This is a genomic window from Escherichia sp. MOD1-EC6475 (assembly GCF_003046645.1).
GTDB classification, from domain to species: Bacteria; Pseudomonadota; Gammaproteobacteria; order Enterobacterales; family Enterobacteriaceae; genus Escherichia; species Escherichia ruysiae.
Map to the genome: position 1 here is coordinate 44,984 of NZ_PZKQ01000005.1, position 17,649 is coordinate 62,632.

Genomic DNA, 17,649 nt, shown 5'->3' on the forward strand with positions numbered 1-17,649 from the left:
TTTAATACAGAAGCCACAATGACATGAACGTCAACTATCTACATGATTCAGACTTAGATTTTCTACAGCATTGCAGCGAAGAACAGCTGGCAAACTTTACCCGCTTACTCACTCATAATGAAAAAGGCAAAACCCGCCTGTCCAGCGTATTAATGCGCAACGAACTGTTTAAATCGATGGAAGGGCATCCCGAGCAGCATCGCCGCAACTGGCAGCTAATTGCTGGGGAATTACAACATTTTGGCGGCGATAGCATCGCTAACAAACTGCGCGGACACGGCAAACGGTATCGCGCTATTTTACTCGATGTCTCCAAACGGCTGAAACTTAAAGCCGATAAAGAGATGTCTACCTTTGCAATTGAGCAACAGTTACTCGAACATTTTCTGCGCAATACCTGGAAAAAAATGGACGAGACGCATAAAAAGGAGTTTTTGCAGGCCGTCAACGCAAAGGTTAACGAACTGGAAGAGCTGCTGCCGTTATTGATGAAAGACAAACAACTGGCCAAAGGCGTGTCGCATCTGCTTTCCAGCCAACTTACCCGCATTTTGCGTACCCACGCTGCGATGAGCGTGCTTGGGCATGGTCTGCTACGCGGCGCGGGTCTGGGAGGGCCGGTGGGTGCAGCATTAAATGGGGTTAAAGCCGTTAGCGGCACTGCCTTTCGGGTGACAATTCCAGCAGTGTTACAAATCGCCTGTCTGCGGCGAATGGTTAGCGCCACTCAGGTCTGATACGTGACACAGGGGAAAATTTTCATTTTCCCCTCAAAAGATCATAGACACTGCCCCACTGGCTGATTATTATGCCGCGCCCTGAAAACACTACAGTTATTCAGGGAAATTATTTCACCATTCATTCGATGATGATTTTTGAGGAATTATGGGCAACACTAAGTTGGCTAATCCGGCACCGCTGGGCCTGATGGGCTTCGGCATGACCACCATTCTGCTTAACCTGCACAACGTGGGTTATTTCGCCCTGGACGGTATTATTCTTGCCATGGGCATCTTCTACGGCGGCATCGCGCAAATTTTTGCCGGTCTGCTGGAGTACAAAAAAGGCAATACTTTCGGTTTAACCGCCTTTACCTCTTACGGTTCTTTCTGGCTGACGCTGGTTGCGATTCTGCTGATGCCGAAACTGGGTCTGACCGATGCGCCAAATGCGCAGTTCCTTGGTGTCTACCTGGGTCTGTGGGGCGTGTTTACGCTGTTTATGTTCTTCGGCACGCTGAAAGGCGCACGCGTTCTGCAATTCGTTTTCTTCAGCCTGACCGTGCTGTTTGCCCTGCTGGCTATCGGTAATATTGCCGGTAACGCTGCAATCATCCATTTCGCAGGCTGGATTGGCCTGATTTGCGGTGCCAGCGCAATCTATCTGGCGATGGGTGAAGTGCTGAACGAGCAGTTTGGTCGCACCGTTCTGCCGATTGGTGAATCCCACTAATTGTTTGAGATCCCCCCGTTCGGGGGGATTTTTTTATTCGCTCACTTCGCGTCTTGCACTCTTCGGTCTGAATGCAGCAACCACTTCTGGTGCCGTTTCAACGTATGGCCCTTCCAGCAACTGAATGCAGTACGGTACGCTGGCAAAAATACCGTGCACCACAACGTTACCCTCAGCGTCCTTCACACCTTCCAGCGTCTCTTTAATAGACTTCGGCTGACCGGGTAAGTTAAGGATCAGTGCCTGTTTACGAATCACGCCAACCTGACGCGAAAGGATCGCCGTCGGCACAAAATGCAGGCTAATCTGGCGCATCTGTTCACCAAAGCCCGGCATCTCGCGGTCAGCTACTGCCAGCGTTGCATCAGGCGTCACGTCACGGCGCGCCGGCCCAGTCCCTCCCGTAGTGAGTACCAGATGGCAACTCATTTCATCCACCAGCTCACACAGGGTTTGTTCAATGATCGCCTGCTCATCAGGGATTAAGCGGGTTTCCAGCTCAAATGGCGTTGTCAGTGCTGATGTCAGCCATTCTTCCAGTGCAGGGATGCCTTTATCCTGATAAACGCCGCTGGATGCGCGATCAGAGATGGAAACTAAGCCGATACGTAAAGTATTCATCAAGATTTTTCCGTTTAAACAGTCTCGTTAAACAGAATGATACACTGCGAAGGGAGTGACAGACAGGCTTCAGAAGAGGTAGCGTGACCGACTTCCCGGTCACGCTAAGAATGATTACAGCAGATCGCCGATCATTTTTTCCAGTTTTTCCTGGTCAACAGCAAACTTACGGATACCTTCCGCCAGTTTATCTACTGCCATTGGATCCTGGTTGTGCTGCCACAGGAACTCGGACTCGGTGATACGCGCCGGACGCGCTTTCACTTCGCCGGTGTAAGACAGTTTACGTTCGATAGCCCCTTCGCTCTCAGCCAGCTCTTTCAGCAGTGCCGGTGCAATGGTCAGACGGTCGCAGCCTGCCAGTTCCAGAATTTCGCCGATGTTACGGAAGCTTGCGCCCATAACCACGGTTTCATAACCGTGCTCTTTGTAGTACTGGTAGATTTCCGATACAGATACCACGCCCGGATCTTCTGCCGGCGCATACTCTTTCTTATCGGTATTGGCTTTGTACCAATCCAGAATACGACCAACGAACGGAGAGATCAGGAACACGCCCGCTTCCGCACAAGCACGCGCCTGAGCGAAGGAGAACAGCAGAGTCAGGTTACAGTTGATACCTTCTTTTTCCAGCTGTTCAGCAGCACGGATACCCTGCCAGGTAGACGCCAGTTTGATCAGAATACGATCGTTGCTGATGCCCGCATCGTTGTAGAGTTTGATCAGGCGTTTTGCTTTCGCAATTGACGCTTCAGTGTCATAAGAAAGACGCGCATCAACTTCAGTGGAGATACGGCCAGGAACCAGTTTCAGGATTTCCAGACCAATGTTTACGGCCAGTTTGTCAGTCGCGTCCACGATTTGCTGTGCGCGATCATTGCTCTGCTGTTTCGCCCATGCGACAGCATCATCAATCAACTTGCGGTATTCCGGAATCTGCGCTGCATTAAGAATGAGAGAAGGGTTGGTTGTGGCATCCTGCGGTTGATACAGCTTCATTGCCGCGATGTCCCCAGTGTCGGCCACTACAGTGGTGTACTGACGAAGGGAGGTCAATTTGTCCGTCATGATAGTATTTCTCTTTAAACAGCTTGTTAGGGGGATGTAACCGGTCTGCCCTGATGATATCACGACGCAACGACAGCGCAACCGCAGACGAGAGGGTTATAGCCAGGCGAGACTGTTTAGGTTTTCTGACACTGCGTTGATATCGCTCGCCATTTTTAAACAAAAACTCGAGTATGCTACCCAGGCGTTATCTACCAATGCACATCGTATATAATTCTTAATCAATTGGTAACGTTTACACAGGAATGTAACCGCGTGCCGGCGACAAGAGGGATACGAATGCCTGATTTTTTCTCTTTTATTAACAATGTTCTATGGGGATCAGTGATGATCTACCTGCTCTTCGGTGCAGGTTGCTGGTTCACTTTTCGCACCGGATTCGTTCAGTTTCGCTATATTCGCCAGTTTGGCAAAAGTCTCAAAAATAGCGTTCATCCCCAACCGGGTGGCTTAACCTCTTTTCAGTCACTGTGCACCAGCCTTGCCGCGCGCGTCGGCAGCGGTAACCTCGCAGGTGTTGCGTTGGCCATTACTGCCGGTGGACCCGGTGCTATCTTCTGGATGTGGATTGCCGCATTTATCGGCATGGCGACCTCTTTTGCAGAATGTTCCCTTGCCCAGCTTTATAAAGAACGTGACGCTAATGGGCAGTTTCGCGGTGGTCCAGCATGGTATATGGCGCGTGGATTGGGGATGCGCTGGATGGGCGTGCTATTCGCTATCTTTTTGCTCATTGCCTACGGATTGATTTTCAGCGGTGTTCAGGCAAACGCCGTTGCCCGCGCGATGAATTTTGCGTTTGATGTTCCACCATTAGTAACTGGCATCATTCTCGCCGTCTTTACCCTGTTGGCGATAACCCACGGTATTCATGGCGTAGCCCGACTGATGCAATGGTTTGTCCCCGCGATGGCATTAATCTGGGTACTCGCCAGTCTGGTCATTTGTGCGATGAATATCGAGCAACTTCCTCACGTCATTTGGTCTATTTTTGAAAGCGCCTTTGGCTGGCAGGAAGCGGCAGGCGGCGCGGCGGGCTACACCCTGAGTCAGGCGGTTACAAACGGCTTTCAGCGCAGTATGTTTTCTAATGAGGCGGGAATGGGTTCGACACCAAACGCAGCGGCGGCAGCGGCATCCTGGCCGCCGCATCCGGCTGCGCAAGGCATTGTCCAGATGATTGGCATTTTCATCGACACCCTGGTCATCTGCACGGCGAGCGCCATGCTGATATTACTGGCCGGAAACGGTACAACCTATATGCCGCTGGAGGGTATACAACTTCTCCAGAAAGCGATGCGAGCACTAATGGGTTCCTGGGGGGCAGAGTTTGTCACAATAGTGGTAATTCTGTTTGCCTTCAGCTCCATCGTCGCCAATTACATTTATGCAGAAAATAATCTTTTCTTTTTACGCCTGAACAGCCCCAAAGCGATCTGGTGCCTGCGTATCTGCATCTTTACCACCGTGATTGGTGGCACGCTACTTAGCCTACCCATGATGTGGCAACTGGCTGATATTATTATGGCGTGTATGGCGATCACTAATCTGACCGCTATTTTACTGCTCTCTCCGGTAGTGCATACCATTGCTAGTGATTATCTTCGCCAGCGTAAACTTGGTGTGCGTCCGGTGTTTGATCCACTGCGCTACCCGGATATCGACCAGCAACTCGCGCCTGATACGTGGGATGATGTTTCGCGAGACTAATCACAACTATCGATCAATTCATCCGCTTTTTTTGCTACAGTCGCTGTAAATTTCCTGCAAGGACTGGATATGCTGATTCTGATTTCACCTGCGAAAACGCTTGATTATCAAAGCCCGTTGGCTACCACGCGCTATACGTTGCCGGAGCTGTTAGACAACTCACAGCAGCTTATTCACGAAGCGCGGAAGCTGACGCCCCCGCAGATTAGCACGCTGATGCGCATCAGCGACAAACTGGCGGGTATCAACGCCGCTCGCTTTCATGACTGGCAGCCAGATTTCACGCCAGAGAATGCCCGACAGGCGATTCTGGCGTTCAAAGGCGATGTCTACACCGGTTTACAGGCCGAAACCTTCGGTGAAGACGATTTCGCTTTTGCCCAGCAGCATTTGCGTATGCTTTCCGGTTTGTATGGCGTACTGCGCCCGCTCGATTTAATGCAGCCATATCGTCTGGAGATGGGTATCCGTCTTGAGAACGCCAGGGGTAAAGATCTGTACCAATTCTGGGGTGATGTGATCACCAACAAGCTGAACGAGGCGCTCGAAGCGCAAGGCGATCAGGTAGTGATTAACCTGGCATCAGATGAGTATTTTAAATCAGTGAAACCGAAGAAACTGAATGCTGAGATTATCAAGCCGGTGTTCCTCGATGAGAAGAACGGTAAGTTTAAGGTTATTAGCTTCTACGCTAAAAAAGCGCGTGGCCTAATGAGTCGTTTTATTATTGAAAATCGCCTGACCAAACCAGAGCAACTGACTGGTTTTAATAGTGAAGGTTACTTCTTCGATGAAGCCAGTTCCAGCAATGGCGAACTGGTGTTTAAACGCTACGAACTGCGTTAAGTGTGTGGTAAATGCCGGATGCGGCGTAAACGCCTTATCCGGTCTACAAAGCATGTAGATTCAATATATTGTAGAGATCACGTAGGCCTGATAAGCGTAGCGCATCAGGCAATTTGGCGTTTGTCATCAGTCTCAAATGCCGGAGGTCATCCGGCATTTATATTTACCGATGGTGACTGTCCGGACCTGGACGATGATCGCCGCCGTGATCGTGTCGATGATCTCCACGGTGATCATTTCGATGATCATTATACCAATTATGACGCGGCGATCCGTGTGGGTGCCAGCGATTGTCTCGCCATTCATAATTTCGATACCACCAGTCACGGTCACGCCAGTAACCGCCATCCCAGTAGTAACCACGGTGGTCGCGATCGCCAATCTGTAATGTCACTGAAGGTACTAGCATTATTTCCCCAGCCTGCGCTGCCATAGGAGCGACCAGAATCAGGGAAAGTGCGAGTAGGATAGGTTGCATCTTTTTCACAGGTGACTCCTTTTATCATTGCCAGTTATGGGCCGATATCAGGAGCTTACGGTAAAAGAATCCCTGTTGTCATTCTCTACAATTGAAAGAGCTAAGTTACCGCATTTATTGAAAATTTCTCCTTTTTTTCTGTCGATTTTTCTCATGTTTTCTCCATAAAAAAGCCGAACTGCATAAACGCAAGTCCGGCCATTTTCAGGAAATTAATGGATACTACTTATGATTCATCATCAGCTTGCGCAACGCGGCGAAATCGGCGGGCAGATTATGAGAAAGCAGCGGTAATTCAGCTCGTTCTGCCAGCTCTTTTGGCAGCGCCAGCGATTCACCGAGAATCGCTTCCACACTCTCTTTAAACTTCGCCGGATGTGCGGTGCCGAGGAACAGACCATATTCGCCTGGATGCAACTGGTCACGCAGCGCACGGTAAGCCACAGCAGCGTGCGGTTCTGAGGTATAGCCCAGCTCTTTTAACTCGCGCATCGTCTGTTGCGTGGTTTCATCATCCACCGCAGCATAACCCAGCTCTTTCAGTTGCCAGACTTTCCGGCGGAACAACTCTTCCACACGCGGCCAGTTATTCGGCTGGCTAACATCCATCGCATTGGATAACGTCGCCTGGGTGGCTTTTGGCGACCACTGCCCGTCGTGCAGGAAACGCGGCACTGTATCGTTCACGTTAGTGGCAGCGATAAAACGCTTCACCGGCAGACCGAGAGATTTCGCCAGCAGGCCTGCCGTCAAATCGCCGAAGTTACCGCTCGGCACCGAGACAACCAGCTGGTTGCGCGCTTCCTGCGGCAACTGCGCCACAGCTTCAAAGTAGTAGCAAATTTGTGCCAGCAAGCGGCTGATGTTAATGGAGTTAGCGGAGTTTAACCCCAGCGCCACTTTCAGTTCTTCATCATCAAACGCCTGCTTCACCAGAGCCTGACAGGCATCGAAATCGCCGTCGATGGCAACGGTTTCAATATTGCCGCCCAGCGTACAGAACAGCTTTTCTTGCAGGGGACTGATTTTGCCGTGTGGATAGAGGATAACCACTTTTACATTCGGTAAACCGTAGAAAGCGTGAGCCACTGCCGCCCCGGTATCGCCGGAGGTTGCAGTCAGAATGGTCACTGGCTTATCGCCCGCAATATGGGTCAGCATTTGCGCCATAAAGCGACCGCCGAAATCTTTAAATGCCAGCGTTGGCCCGTGGAACAGTTCCAGACAACCGACATCGCTTTCAACTTTGGCAACCGGAGCCGGAAAGGCAAACGCCGCGCGCACGCGCTCTTCCAGTACGTCCTGCGGGATCTCATCACCAATAAACGCTGAGAGGATCTTCGCGCTGCGAGTGACAAAATCCAGCTTCAGCATCTCATCAATTTCGGTCAGACTAAATTCCGGTAGGTCGTGCGGAAAAAACAGCCCCTGATTTTTGCCCAACCCCTGCGTTACGGCTTGCGCAAAGCTGACCTGCTCGTTGTGATCTTTCAGATTGTAGAGTTTCATTTATTTTTCCAGTACTCGTGCGCCCGCCGTATCCAGCCGGCAAATATGAACAAAACCTTCCTGATTTTGCAGGTAGTTCTTACCCAACCAGTCGGCAACGCGCTGGGCGGTATCCGGCTTGTCACACAAAGCGAACAAGGTCGGACCGGAGCCAGAGATACCGCTCGCTACCGCGCCGATTTCCGCAACCGCCTGCCGCGCCTGCCTGAAACCTGGCAATAAACGTTCACGGTAGGGTTCAGCGATAACATCTTTCATCAACTTCGCGGCAAGCTCAGGCTGACGGGAATAGCAGGCATGAATGAAGCCCGCCAGATGTCGCCCGTGCGCAATGCAATCCTGGCGGCGATACTGCGCCGGTAATATCGCTCGAGCTTCTGCTGTCGAGACTTTAATCCCCGGATACGCCAGCACCCACAGCCACTCATCAAACCCCGGCACTTGCTGGCTGATGATGCCATTTTCTTCGATCATCAACTGCATACCACCAAGAAAACACGGTGCCACGTTGTCGTAATGAATGCTGCCAGAGATACGCCCTTCCAGCTCGCCCATCAAGGCCAGTAAGCGGGTATCATTGAGCGGCTTGCCGCAGTGTTCATTCATTGCTACCAGTGCCGCAACCACCGAACAGGCGCTGGAACCTAAGCCAGAACCGATCGGCATATTCTTTTCCAGGGTCATCGCCACTGGAATTTGCTTGCCCAACTCCTGGCAAAAACGCTCCCAGCACTGATAAACGATATTTTCTCGTGGCTCTGACGGTAGCTTGTCGGCAAACCGTCCAAGGTTGTTGAGACTGAATGTCTCTGCCGCCTCAACAGTCACTACATCTCCGAGCAATGCACCATCAACAGGCGTTACCGCCGCGCCAAGCACATCAAACCCGACGCTCATATTGGCACTGGAAGCCGGAGCATAAACTTTAACCATGTCAGACTCCTAACTTCCATGAGAGGGTGCGTAGCAGATCGGCAAAGACACCGGCAGCCGTAACTTCATTGCCCGCGCCGTATCCACGCAGAACCAACGGCAGCGGCTGATAATAGTGGCTATAGAAGGCCAGGGCATTTTCGCCATTTTTCACTTTGAACAGCGGATCGTTGCCATCTACTTCAGCAATTTTCACGCGGCAGACGCCATCTTCATCAATATTGCCAACATAGCGCAAAACTTTGCCCTCATCTCGAGCCTTCGCCACGCGCGCGGCAAAGAGATCGTCGAGCTGTGACAGATTCGCCATAAAAGCTGCAACATCACCCTCTGCGTTAAACTCTGCGGGCAGCACAGGTTCGATCTCAATATCCGCTAATTCCAGTTCGCGTCCGGTTTCACGGGCGAGAATCAACAGTTTGCGCGCCACATCCATACCAGAAAGATCATCACGCGGATCCGGTTCGGTATAACCCATTTCGCGCGCCAGCGTGGTCGCCTCGGAGAAACTCATGCCTTCGTCTAACTTGCCGAAGATGTAAGAAAGCGAACCAGAAAGAATGCCGGAGAATTTCATCAACTCATCACCTGCGTTGAGCAGGTTTTGCAGATTCTCAATGACCGGTAATCCCGCACCGACGTTGGTGTCATAGAGGAATTTACGTCGCGATTTTTCCGCCGCATAACGCAACTGGTGGTAGTAATCCATCGACGAGGTGTTGGCCTTTTTGTTTGGCGTAACAACGTGGAAACCTTCGCGCAGGAAGTCGGCATATTGATCCGCTACCGCCTGGCTGGAGGTGCAGTCAACAATGACCGGGTTCAGCAGATGATATTCTTTCACCAGGCGAATTAAGCGCCCAAGGTTGAACGGCTCTTTCGCTTGCGCCAGTTCTTCCTGCCAGTTTTCCAGGTTAAGACCATGCACATTGGTCAGCAACGCCTTCGAATTGGCAACGCCACAGACTCGTAAATCAATATGTTTGTTCTTCAGCCAGCTTTGCTGACGCTTCAGTTGCTCCAGCAGCGCGCCGCCAACGCCACCGACGCCAATCACAAACACTTCGATAACCTGATCGGTATTGAACAGCATCTGGTGGGTAACGCGCACACCAGTGGTCGCATCATCGTTATTTACCACCACGGAGATTGAACGTTCAGAAGACCCTTGGGCAATGGCGACAATGTTGATATTAGCGCGAGCCAGCGCGGCAAAGAATTTCGCCGAGATCCCACGCAGCGTGCGCATACCATCGCCCACCACCGAGATAATAGCCAGCCGTTCTGTCACTGCCAGCGGCTCCAGTAAGCCTTCTTTCAGTTCAAGATAGAACTCTTCCTGCATTGCCCGTTCAGCTCGCACACAGTCGCTTTGTGGAACGCAGAAACTGATGCTGTATTCGGAAGACGATTGCGTAATCAGCACCACTGAAATGCGGGCGCGTGACATTGCTGCAAAGACGCGCGCCGCCATGCCGACCATCCCTTTCATTCCGGGACCAGAAACGCTGAACATCGCCATGTTATTCAGATTGGAAATACCCTTGACCGGTAATTCATCTTCATCACGGCTGGCACCAATGAGCGTCCCTGGCGCTTGTGGATTTCCGGTGTTTTTAATCAGGCAAGGGATCTGGAACTGAGCGATGGGGGTAATGGTGCGGGGGTGAAGAACTTTAGCGCCGAAATAGGAAAGCTCCATCGCTTCCTGATAGGACATCGACTTTAACAACCTCGCATCGGGCACCTGACGCGGGTCGCAGGTATAGACCCCGTCGACGTCCGTCCAGATTTCGCAACAATCGGCACGTAAACAGGCAGCCAGCACCGCAGCGGAGTAGTCGGAACCATTACGTCCCAGCACCACCAGTTCGCCTTTTTCATTACCGGCGGTGAAGCCTGCCATCAGCACCATGTGGTCAGCCGGAATGCGGCTTGCCGCAATACGGCGGGTGGATTCAGCAATATCGACGGTAGATTCGAGGTAATGACCGACTGCCAGCAGTTTTTCGACTGGATCGATAACGGTAACGTTGTGACCGCGCGCTTCCAGTACACCGGCCATAATGGCGATCGACATTTTTTCACCACGGCAGATCAACGCAGCGTTGATGCTGTCCGGGCACTGTCCCAACAGGCTGATACCATGCAGAACATGTTTGATTTGGGCAAATTCTTGATCGACGAAAGTTTTCAGTTGCGCCAGCGGGAATCCCGGCTGGGCGGCGGCGAGTCCCGTCAGAAGTTCGGCAAAAATACGTTCGGCATCGCTGATATTGGGCAAAGCATCCTGGCCGCTAATCGTTTTTTCAATCATCGCCACCAGATGGTTGGTTATTTTGGCGGGAGCAGAGAGGACTGTAGCCACCTGCCCCTGCCTGGCATTGCTTTCCAGAATATCGGCAACCCGCAGAAAACGTTCTGCATTTGCCACTGATGTACCGCCGAACTTCAACACTCGCATGGTTGTTACCTCGTTACCTTTGGTCGAAAAAAAAGCCCGCACTGTCAGGTGCGGGCTTTTTTCTGTGTTTCCTGTACGCGTCAGCCCGCACCGTTACCTGTGGTAATGGTGATGGTGGTGGTAATGGTGGTGCTGATGCGTTTCATGGATGTTGTGTACTCTGTAATTTTTATCTGTCTGTGCGCTATGCCTATATTGGTTAAAGTATTTAGTGACCTAAGTCAATAAAATTTTAATTTACTCACGGAAGGCAACCAGTTCATAAGCTGCTGGCAGATGCTCTTTTTTTAATCCACTCAGAGACAGATTTCCCGTTGCAGTCAGAATGAAAACCTAAAAACAACATGACGTGGCGTTTTTTATTTGGTGATATTTTTTTCAATATCATGCAACAAACGATGCAACATTGCGGTATCCCGTTGCTCTAAAAGCCCCAGACGTTGCTGTAACCAGTCGACCAGTTTTGTGTCATCTGCCACCGCTAACGTCGTTAACAACGACATGGCACGTTCGCGTAAAGCGCGCAGTTGATGTTGGTCTGCCGTTGCGTTACTTTTCGTCGGTTGTTGTATTAATGTTGCTAATTGATAGCAATAGACCATCACCGCCTGCCCCAGATTGAGCGAAGGGTAATCTGCCACCATTGGCACACCGGTAAGAATATCAGCCAGTGCCAGTTCCTCGTTGGTCAGCCCGGAATCTTCACGACCAAAGACCAGCGCCACGTGATTCATCCACGCCAATTTTTCTTCCAACAATGGCACCAGTTCCACCGGTGTCGCGTAGTAATGATATTTCGCCCGACTACGCGCTGTGGTGGCAACAGTGAAATCTACGTCATGTAACGATTCAGCCAGCGTCGGAAAAACTTTAATATTATCAATAATATCACCGGAGCCATGTGCAACCCATCGGGTGGCTGGCTCCAGGTGTGCCTGACTATCGACAATCCGCAGTTCACTAAATCCCATCGTTTTCATTGCCCGCGCTGCTGCCCCAATATTTTCTGCTCTGGCGGGTGCGACCAGAATAATCGTCAAACGCATGTTGCTACTCTTCTTGACCAAATAACCGCGAATAGAGTGATGAATGTCAACTTACTGCGCGGAGAGAATTTACAAAATATTAACGCAAGTCGCAGAAAAAGCCCTTTACTTAACTTAAAAAAAGCTAAACTATTTCTTGACTGTACTAACCGTTCAATTGTTAAAAAACGCTACATATCTTTCTGTTTACTTAGGATAATTTTATAAAAAATAAATCTCGACAATTGGATTCACCACGTTTATTAGTTGTAGGATGCAACTAGTTGGATTATTAAAATAATGTGACGAAAGCTAGCATTTAGATACGATGATTTCATCAAACTGTTAACGTGCTACAATTGAACTTGATATATGTCAACGAAGCGTAGTTTTATTGGGTGTCCGGCACGTCTTAGCCTGTTATGTCGCTGTTAAAATGGTTAGGATGACAGCCGTTTTTGACACTGTCGGGTCCTGAGGGAAAGTACCCACGACCAAGCTAATGATGTTGTTGACGTTGATGGAAAGTGCATCAAGAACGCAATTACGTACTTTAGTCATGTTACGCCGATCATGTTAATTTGCAGCATGTATCAGGCAGGTCAGGGACTTTTGTACTTCCTGTTTCGATTTAGTTGGGAATTTAGGTAGCAAACATGCAGACCCCGCACATTCTTATCGTTGAAGACGAGTTGGTAACACGCAACACGTTGAAAAGTATTTTCGAAGCGGAAGGCTATGATGTTTTCGAAGCGACAGATGGCGCGGAAATGCATCAGATCCTCTCTGAATATGACATCAACCTGGTGATCATGGATATCAATCTGCCGGGTAAGAACGGTCTTCTGTTAGCGCGTGAACTGCGCGAGCAGGCGAATGTTGCGTTGATGTTCCTGACTGGCCGTGACAACGAAGTCGATAAAATTCTCGGCCTCGAAATCGGTGCAGACGATTACATCACCAAACCGTTCAACCCGCGTGAATTGACTATCCGTGCACGCAACTTGCTGTCTCGTACCATGAATCTGGGTACTGTCAGCGAAGAACGTCGTAGCGTTGAAAGCTACAAGTTCAATGGTTGGGAACTGGACATCAACAGCCGTTCGTTGATCGGCCCTGATGGCGAACAGTACAAACTGCCGCGCAGCGAGTTCCGCGCCATGCTTCACTTCTGTGAAAACCCAGGCAAAATTCAGTCTCGTGCTGAACTGCTGAAGAAAATGACCGGCCGTGAGCTGAAGCCGCACGACCGTACTGTAGACGTGACAATCCGTCGTATTCGTAAGCATTTCGAATCTACGCCGGATACGCCGGAAATCATCGCCACCATTCACGGTGAAGGTTATCGCTTCTGCGGTGATCTGGAAGATTAATCGGCTTACCACCGTCAAAAAAACGGCGCTTTTTAGCGCCGTTTTTATTTTTCAACATTATTTCCAGATACGTAACTCATCGTCCATTGTGGCTTCTTTGCTGGTTTTCATTTTCGGCAGTGAAAACGCATACCAGTCGATATTACGTGTCACAAACATCATGCCTGCCAGCGCCACCACCAGCACACTGGTTCCCAACAACAGCGCGCTATCGGCAGAATTCAGCAGTCCCCACATCACGCCATCCAGCAACAACAGCGCGAGGGTAAACAACATGCTGTTGCGCCAGCCTTTTAATACTGCCTGCAAGTAAATACCGTTCATTAACGCCCCAATCAGACTGGCGATTATCCAGGCCACGGTAAAACCGGTATGTTCAGAAAGCGCCAGCAAGAGCAAATAAAACATCACCAATGACAGCCCTACCAGCAAATATTGCATCGGGTGTAAACGCTTTGCCGTTAATGTTTCAAAAACAAAGAAAGCCATAAAAGTTAGCGAGATCAGCAAAATGGCGTACTTGGTCGCCCGATCCGTTAATTGATACTGATCGGCTGGCGTAGTGACTGCGACGCTAAACGCCGGGAAATTTTCCCAGCCGCTATCATTGCCTGAAGCAAAACGCTCACCGAGATTATTAGCAAACCAGCTACTTTGCCATTGCGCCTGAAAACCGGACGCACTTATTTCCCGTTTAGCTGGCAAAAAATCGCCTAAAAAACTGGGGTGCGGCCAGTTGCTGGTTAAGGTCATCTCGCTATTACGTCCCGTCGGAACCACAGAAAAATCACCAGTACCGCTTAAATTCAGCGCCATATTCAGCTTCAGGTTCTGCTTCAGCCAGTCTCCTTCGGGTAAAGGGATATGCACGCCCTGCCCGCCTCGCTCTAACCCGGTGCCGGGTTCAATAGTCAACGCCGTTCCGTTAAGTTCAGACGCTTTCACCACGCCAATGCCACGCGCGTCACCAACGCTAATCACGATAAACGGCTTGCCTAAGGTGATATTTGGCGCATTAAGTTCGCTAAGACGCGAAACGTCAAAATCGGCTTTCAGCGTTAAATCACTGTGCCAGACCTGGCCGGAATAAATACCGATCTTCCGTTCTTCCACATTCTGATTACCATCAACCATCAACGACTCCGGTAACCAGAAACGGATAAAACTCCGCTTGCGCTCCACAGTTTTATCCTCTTCCTGCACCGTATAAAGCTCGGTCACAGGAATAGCGATAAGCGGCCCAACCAACTTTTGTGGCCCGCTGGTGCTTTGACGAATCGCATCTTCAACATCGCTACGGTAATCGGCACGTTCGACAATCACCTGCCGAATCAACATTAATGGAATCAACAACAGCAACACCGCGCCAAACAAAGTGGTCATTTTCCAGAACAGGGGGGATTTCAACATAGTCTTCTCCTTTGCAATGGCGGCAGTGTATGAAGGCTATGTGGGAAGAATTTGAAGTTATGTGAAGTGACGGTGAAGCCGAAGCGAGGCCAGCACACCGCCTTCCGGCATGTTGTGCAGCGTGACTTCGCCATTGAGCAAACGGGCAACTTCGCTGACAAACGCCAGCCCCAGCCCACTGCTTTTTTGCCCATTTGCACGCGGCAAAGAGTAAAAGCGTTCAAAAATGCGCGGCAGCGCGTAGTCAGGAATGCCACTGCCGGTATCCTGCACCTTAAGCGTGACTTGCTCCTGATCTGCCACAGCACTAAGCGTTATGCAGCCATGATCGGGAGTGAAATCGATGGCGTTATCCAGTAAATTCCCCAGCGCCTGCTCCAGTAACGCAGGTTCAGCAGCAACGTTAACCTCAATGGGCATAACATGCAGAGTGATATTTTTTTCTGCCAGCTGCACGGTGCGCGCTTCGCTGATGCGGTTAAATAATGCCGCTACGTCAACCGCAGAAAGAACCACTTCCTGGCGATTCTCCAGTCTTGCCTGGCGTAATAACGTTTCAACCAGCGCCTGCATTCGCGCATTTTGCGTCAAAATATTATCGGTAAAGCGAGCCACTACTTCCGGCGGTGGGCCTTCACGTAAAATTTCCGCCGCGCCACGAATCGCCGCCAGTGGGCTTTTTAGCTCATGGGTTAATGCGTAAACATACTGCTCAATATAGTTTTTCCCTTCCAGCTTCACGCGCATACTTTCCAGCGCCTGCGCTAACTTACGCAGCTCGCTACTGCCGAGTTCAGGGAGAGGAACGGGTTTATTGTCGGTAACGGAATCAGCATAGCGGGTGAGCCGGGCAATGGAGCGGTTGATCCACCAAACCATTCCCGCGCCAATCACCAGCGCAATCCCCAACAAAATGGTACTCGCCCATAAAATTCGCCGCTCACTGCGTTTAATGACCGGCGCCATCGCTGCGTTCGGTTTGCCTACGCTCAAAACACCAATTAGCCGCGAACCGTCCATAATCGGCGCGGCAACATACATTACAGAACTTTCGGGATCGGCAGGATTTTGCAACGTGCTACGCGCGCCATACTGACCACGCAACGTTAACCAGACATCATTCCAGCGGGAATAATCCTGCCCCACGGCTTTATTTGCCGAATCGAACAATACTTTGCCCTGCGCATCGGTCATATAGACATGGTATTCATTGCGCACTTTGTTAATGCCGCCGATATTGGCGCGAAACGGGCGATTTTGTAGCTGGTTAAACGCCTGCGCCAGTTGTCCATGCTCGGGGTCACCAGAGAGCAAATCGGGACGCGCCAGCTCCGCCAGCAACGTTGCGGTGTCGATCAGCGTCCCTTCCGTCGCCCTTCGCACGCCCGGTTTAACTTCTTTGACAAAAATTGCCAGTACGAACCAGGCCGCCACCGCCACCAGTAAAAAATAGCCCAGCAACAGGCGCATCCCGATGCGCATTACAGGCTCCTCAGACTGTATCCCATTCCGCGATGAGTATTAATCGGCGAAAGGTCGGGATTTATAGCGCGCAGTTTGGCGCGCAGCGTTTTGATGTGAGTATCGACGGTGCGATCGTAAGTGTCCTGTGCATCTTCCCAGACGCTATCCATCAATTGCTGGCGTGACCAGACACGGCCTGGCGACTTGAGTAACGTTTTCAACAACAAAAATTCGTACCGTGTCAGCGTTAATGGCGTGTCAAACCAGCTTATCTGCGCCGCAGGTTCATTCAGTTCAAAATGACCAATACGGATGACGGGAGACGGCGTAGAAAACTTCTTCACCCGACGCAGTAAGGTGCGCACTCTGGCGCACACTTCGCGGGGTGAAAATGGTTTAGCCACGTAGTCGTCAGCGCCAATCTCCAGCCCAAGCAGGCGATCCACCTCTTCACTACGGGCGGTCAGAAACAGTACGGGCAACGCAGGATGCAGCGCCAGCAACTGGCGACACAGTTCGAAACCGCTAATATCGGGCAGGCCGACATCGAGAATGATAACGTCAGGAACCTGCAGGCGCGCTTTATCCAGCGCCGGTAAGCCCCGTTCAAAGAACTCGACGGCAAAACCTTCCTGCTGCAACATGTAGACCAGCGTGTCGGCTATCCCTTGCTCGTCTTCCACTAACCAGACCGTTTCCCGTTGCATAAATCGCCTCTGTTATTGTCGCCACGGCATGACAGGAACGGCGCTGATGGCATTTTTCGGTGAACCATCGACAACTTTGTCGGAGTAAGCCAGGTAAGCGAGCGCGTTGCGTTTGGCGTCATAGAAACGCACGACCTGTAACGACTTAAAGACCAGAGAAGTCCGTTTTTTGAACACGACTTCGCCCTGAGCTTTGCCGTTTTTAATGCGATCCGACAGTTCAATCGGTCCTACCTGCTGGCAGGAAATGGCCGCATCGGAAGTATCTTCCGCCAGACCTAATCCTCCTTTAATACCGCCGGTTTTCGCCCGACTCACATAACAGGTGACGTTTTTCACATCGGGATCGTCAAAGGCTTCTACGACAATTTTGTGATCCGGGCCGATCATTTTAAATACGGTGTCGACCGAACCAATTTCTTCCGCATGAGCCAATGGCCCCAGCATTATCAGGCTTAAGGACAAGATCAAATGCTTGTATTTCATATTGTTACCATTTTTATAAGTTACACTGAGCAATTAGTTCGTCACGATAAATAACATATTGATTAAGAACAAAATCTCAATTCTTTTATCTCCGTCAAGACCT

The 17,649-nt window shown here is 50.6% G+C and carries 18 protein-coding genes and 1 other annotated feature; of the genes, 5 read left to right on the top strand and 13 right to left on the bottom strand.

Annotation, left to right across the window (positions count from 1 at the left end; all coding sequences use genetic code 11):
* Nucleotides 1–23: 23 nt before the first annotated feature.
* Nucleotides 24–737, top strand: coding sequence for an acidic protein MsyB (gene msyB, locus A7589_RS01360; RefSeq protein ID WP_001102346.1), 714 nt, complete (start codon nt 24–26; stop codon nt 735–737).
* A gap of 148 nt (nt 738–885) precedes the next feature.
* Entirely contained in the window at nt 886–1,452 is a 567-nt protein-coding gene (gene satP, locus A7589_RS01365) for an acetate uptake transporter (protein ID WP_000528538.1), read from the top strand.
* Nucleotides 1,453–1,485: 33 nt separating this feature from the next.
* On the opposite strand, the gene mog is transcribed toward satP, so the two are convergent.
* Nucleotides 1,486–2,073: a molybdopterin adenylyltransferase gene (gene mog, locus A7589_RS01370; protein ID WP_001094685.1), complete on the bottom strand. Its 588-nt coding sequence runs from the start codon at nt 2,071–2,073 to the stop codon at nt 1,486–1,488.
* Between the two features lie 114 nt (nt 2,074–2,187).
* Nucleotides 2,188–3,141 carry a transaldolase gene (gene tal / locus A7589_RS01375; RefSeq protein ID WP_000130187.1) on the bottom strand — a complete coding sequence of 318 codons (954 nt, stop codon included), beginning with the start codon at nt 3,139–3,141 and terminating at the stop codon, nt 2,188–2,190.
* A 279-nt stretch (nt 3,142–3,420) separates the two neighbouring features.
* Between tal and A7589_RS01385 the strand changes: the two genes are divergently transcribed.
* A complete protein-coding gene (locus A7589_RS01385) occupies nt 3,421–4,851 on the top strand; it encodes an alanine/glycine:cation symporter family protein (RefSeq protein ID WP_001112544.1) in 1,431 nt (476 codons plus the stop codon).
* Between the two features lie 69 nt (nt 4,852–4,920).
* A complete protein-coding gene (gene yaaA, locus A7589_RS01390; RefSeq protein WP_000906160.1) occupies nt 4,921–5,697 on the top strand; it encodes a peroxide stress protein YaaA in 777 nt (258 codons plus the stop codon).
* A 163-nt stretch (nt 5,698–5,860) separates the two neighbouring features.
* Here the strand turns inward: yaaA and A7589_RS01395 are convergent, their stop codons facing one another.
* The 7 genes from A7589_RS01395 to yjjY form a co-directional block, all read right to left on the bottom strand.
* Complete coding sequence (locus A7589_RS01395) at nt 5,861–6,175, bottom strand: DUF2502 domain-containing protein (protein WP_194309646.1); 315 nt, start codon at nt 6,173–6,175, stop codon at nt 5,861–5,863.
* Between the two features lie 222 nt (nt 6,176–6,397).
* Entirely contained in the window at nt 6,398–7,684 is a 1,287-nt protein-coding gene (thrC, locus tag A7589_RS01400; protein ID WP_105282529.1) for a threonine synthase, read from the bottom strand.
* A complete protein-coding gene (gene thrB / locus A7589_RS01405) occupies nt 7,685–8,617 on the bottom strand; it encodes a homoserine kinase (protein WP_000241666.1) in 933 nt (310 codons plus the stop codon).
* A 1-nt stretch (nt 8,618) separates the two neighbouring features.
* Nucleotides 8,619–11,081 (bottom strand): bifunctional aspartate kinase/homoserine dehydrogenase I, encoded by a 2,463-nt coding sequence (thrA, locus tag A7589_RS01410; protein WP_001264708.1) that lies wholly within the window; start codon nt 11,079–11,081, stop codon nt 8,619–8,621.
* A 25-nt stretch (nt 11,082–11,106) separates the two neighbouring features.
* Nucleotides 11,107–11,226 (bottom strand) — a sequence feature (Thr leader region).
* Nucleotides 11,162–11,227: a thr operon leader peptide gene (gene thrL / locus A7589_RS01415; protein WP_001386572.1), complete on the bottom strand. Its 66-nt coding sequence runs from the start codon at nt 11,225–11,227 to the stop codon at nt 11,162–11,164. It overlaps the preceding feature by 65 nt.
* A 213-nt stretch (nt 11,228–11,440) precedes the next feature.
* The gene (locus A7589_RS01420) at nt 11,441–12,127 is read right to left on the bottom strand and encodes a tRNA/rRNA methyltransferase (RefSeq protein WP_001241208.1); all 687 of its coding nucleotides are present in this window, start codon (nt 12,125–12,127) and stop codon (nt 11,441–11,443) included.
* A 399-nt stretch (nt 12,128–12,526) separates the two neighbouring features.
* Entirely contained in the window at nt 12,527–12,667 is a 141-nt protein-coding gene (gene yjjY, locus A7589_RS01425; RefSeq protein ID WP_001303782.1) for a YjjY family protein, read from the bottom strand.
* 95 nt (nt 12,668–12,762) lie between these two features.
* Between yjjY and arcA the strand changes: the two genes are divergently transcribed.
* Nucleotides 12,763–13,479 carry a two-component system response regulator ArcA gene (arcA, locus tag A7589_RS01430; protein ID WP_001194358.1) on the top strand — a complete coding sequence of 239 codons (717 nt, stop codon included), beginning with the start codon at nt 12,763–12,765 and terminating at the stop codon, nt 13,477–13,479.
* Nucleotides 13,480–13,536: 57 nt separating this feature from the next.
* On the opposite strand, the gene creD is transcribed toward arcA, so the two are convergent.
* Genes creD through creA form a run of 4 tightly spaced genes read right to left on the bottom strand, consistent with a single transcriptional unit; the run spans nt 13,537 to nt 17,546 of the window.
* Entirely contained in the window at nt 13,537–14,889 is a 1,353-nt protein-coding gene (gene creD / locus A7589_RS01435; RefSeq protein ID WP_000920368.1) for a cell envelope integrity protein CreD, read from the bottom strand.
* 57 nt (nt 14,890–14,946) lie between these two features.
* The gene (creC, locus tag A7589_RS01440; RefSeq protein WP_001219556.1) at nt 14,947–16,371 is read right to left on the bottom strand and encodes a two-component system sensor histidine kinase CreC; all 1,425 of its coding nucleotides are present in this window, start codon (nt 16,369–16,371) and stop codon (nt 14,947–14,949) included.
* Nucleotides 16,371–17,060, bottom strand: a complete 690-nt coding sequence (gene creB / locus A7589_RS01445) for a two-component system response regulator CreB (protein ID WP_001188653.1) — start codon at nt 17,058–17,060, stop codon at nt 16,371–16,373. The genes creC and creB overlap by 1 nt, the downstream gene beginning before the upstream one ends.
* 12 nt (nt 17,061–17,072) lie before the next feature.
* Nucleotides 17,073–17,546: a protein CreA gene (gene creA / locus A7589_RS01450; protein ID WP_000875485.1), complete on the bottom strand. Its 474-nt coding sequence runs from the start codon at nt 17,544–17,546 to the stop codon at nt 17,073–17,075.
* Between the last annotated feature and the right edge of the window lie 103 nt (nt 17,547–17,649).

Excerpts from the sequence above, each read along its gene's own strand:
- tal (WP_000130187.1), bottom strand. The coding sequence starts at position 3,141 with ATGACGGACAAATTGACCTCCCTTCGTCAGTACACCACTGTAGTGGCC.
- A7589_RS01395 (WP_194309646.1), bottom strand. The coding sequence starts at position 6,175 with ATGCAACCTATCCTACTCGCACTTTCCCTGATTCTGGTCGCTCCTATG.
- yaaA (WP_000906160.1), top strand. The coding sequence starts at position 4,921 with ATGCTGATTCTGATTTCACCTGCGAAAACGCTTGATTATCAAAGCCCG.
- thrA (WP_001264708.1), bottom strand. The coding sequence starts at position 11,081 with ATGCGAGTGTTGAAGTTCGGCGGTACATCAGTGGCAAATGCAGAACGT.
- yjjY (WP_001303782.1), bottom strand. The coding sequence starts at position 12,667 with ATGACTAAAGTACGTAATTGCGTTCTTGATGCACTTTCCATCAACGTC.
- creC (WP_001219556.1), bottom strand. The coding sequence starts at position 16,371 with ATGCGCATCGGGATGCGCCTGTTGCTGGGCTATTTTTTACTGGTGGCG.
- creD (WP_000920368.1), bottom strand. The coding sequence starts at position 14,889 with ATGTTGAAATCCCCCCTGTTCTGGAAAATGACCACTTTGTTTGGCGCG.
- thrB (WP_000241666.1), bottom strand. The coding sequence starts at position 8,617 with ATGGTTAAAGTTTATGCTCCGGCTTCCAGTGCCAATATGAGCGTCGGG.
- thrC (WP_105282529.1), bottom strand. The coding sequence starts at position 7,684 with ATGAAACTCTACAATCTGAAAGATCACAACGAGCAGGTCAGCTTTGCG.
- creB (WP_001188653.1), bottom strand. The coding sequence starts at position 17,060 with ATGCAACGGGAAACGGTCTGGTTAGTGGAAGACGAGCAAGGGATAGCC.
- A7589_RS01385 (WP_001112544.1), top strand. The coding sequence starts at position 3,421 with ATGCCTGATTTTTTCTCTTTTATTAACAATGTTCTATGGGGATCAGTG.
- A7589_RS01420 (WP_001241208.1), bottom strand. The coding sequence starts at position 12,127 with ATGCGTTTGACGATTATTCTGGTCGCACCCGCCAGAGCAGAAAATATT.
- creA (WP_000875485.1), bottom strand. The coding sequence starts at position 17,546 with ATGAAATACAAGCATTTGATCTTGTCCTTAAGCCTGATAATGCTGGGG.
- satP (WP_000528538.1), top strand. The coding sequence starts at position 886 with ATGGGCAACACTAAGTTGGCTAATCCGGCACCGCTGGGCCTGATGGGC.
- arcA (WP_001194358.1), top strand. The coding sequence starts at position 12,763 with ATGCAGACCCCGCACATTCTTATCGTTGAAGACGAGTTGGTAACACGC.
- mog (WP_001094685.1), bottom strand. The coding sequence starts at position 2,073 with ATGAATACTTTACGTATCGGCTTAGTTTCCATCTCTGATCGCGCATCC.
- msyB (WP_001102346.1), top strand. The coding sequence starts at position 24 with ATGAACGTCAACTATCTACATGATTCAGACTTAGATTTTCTACAGCAT.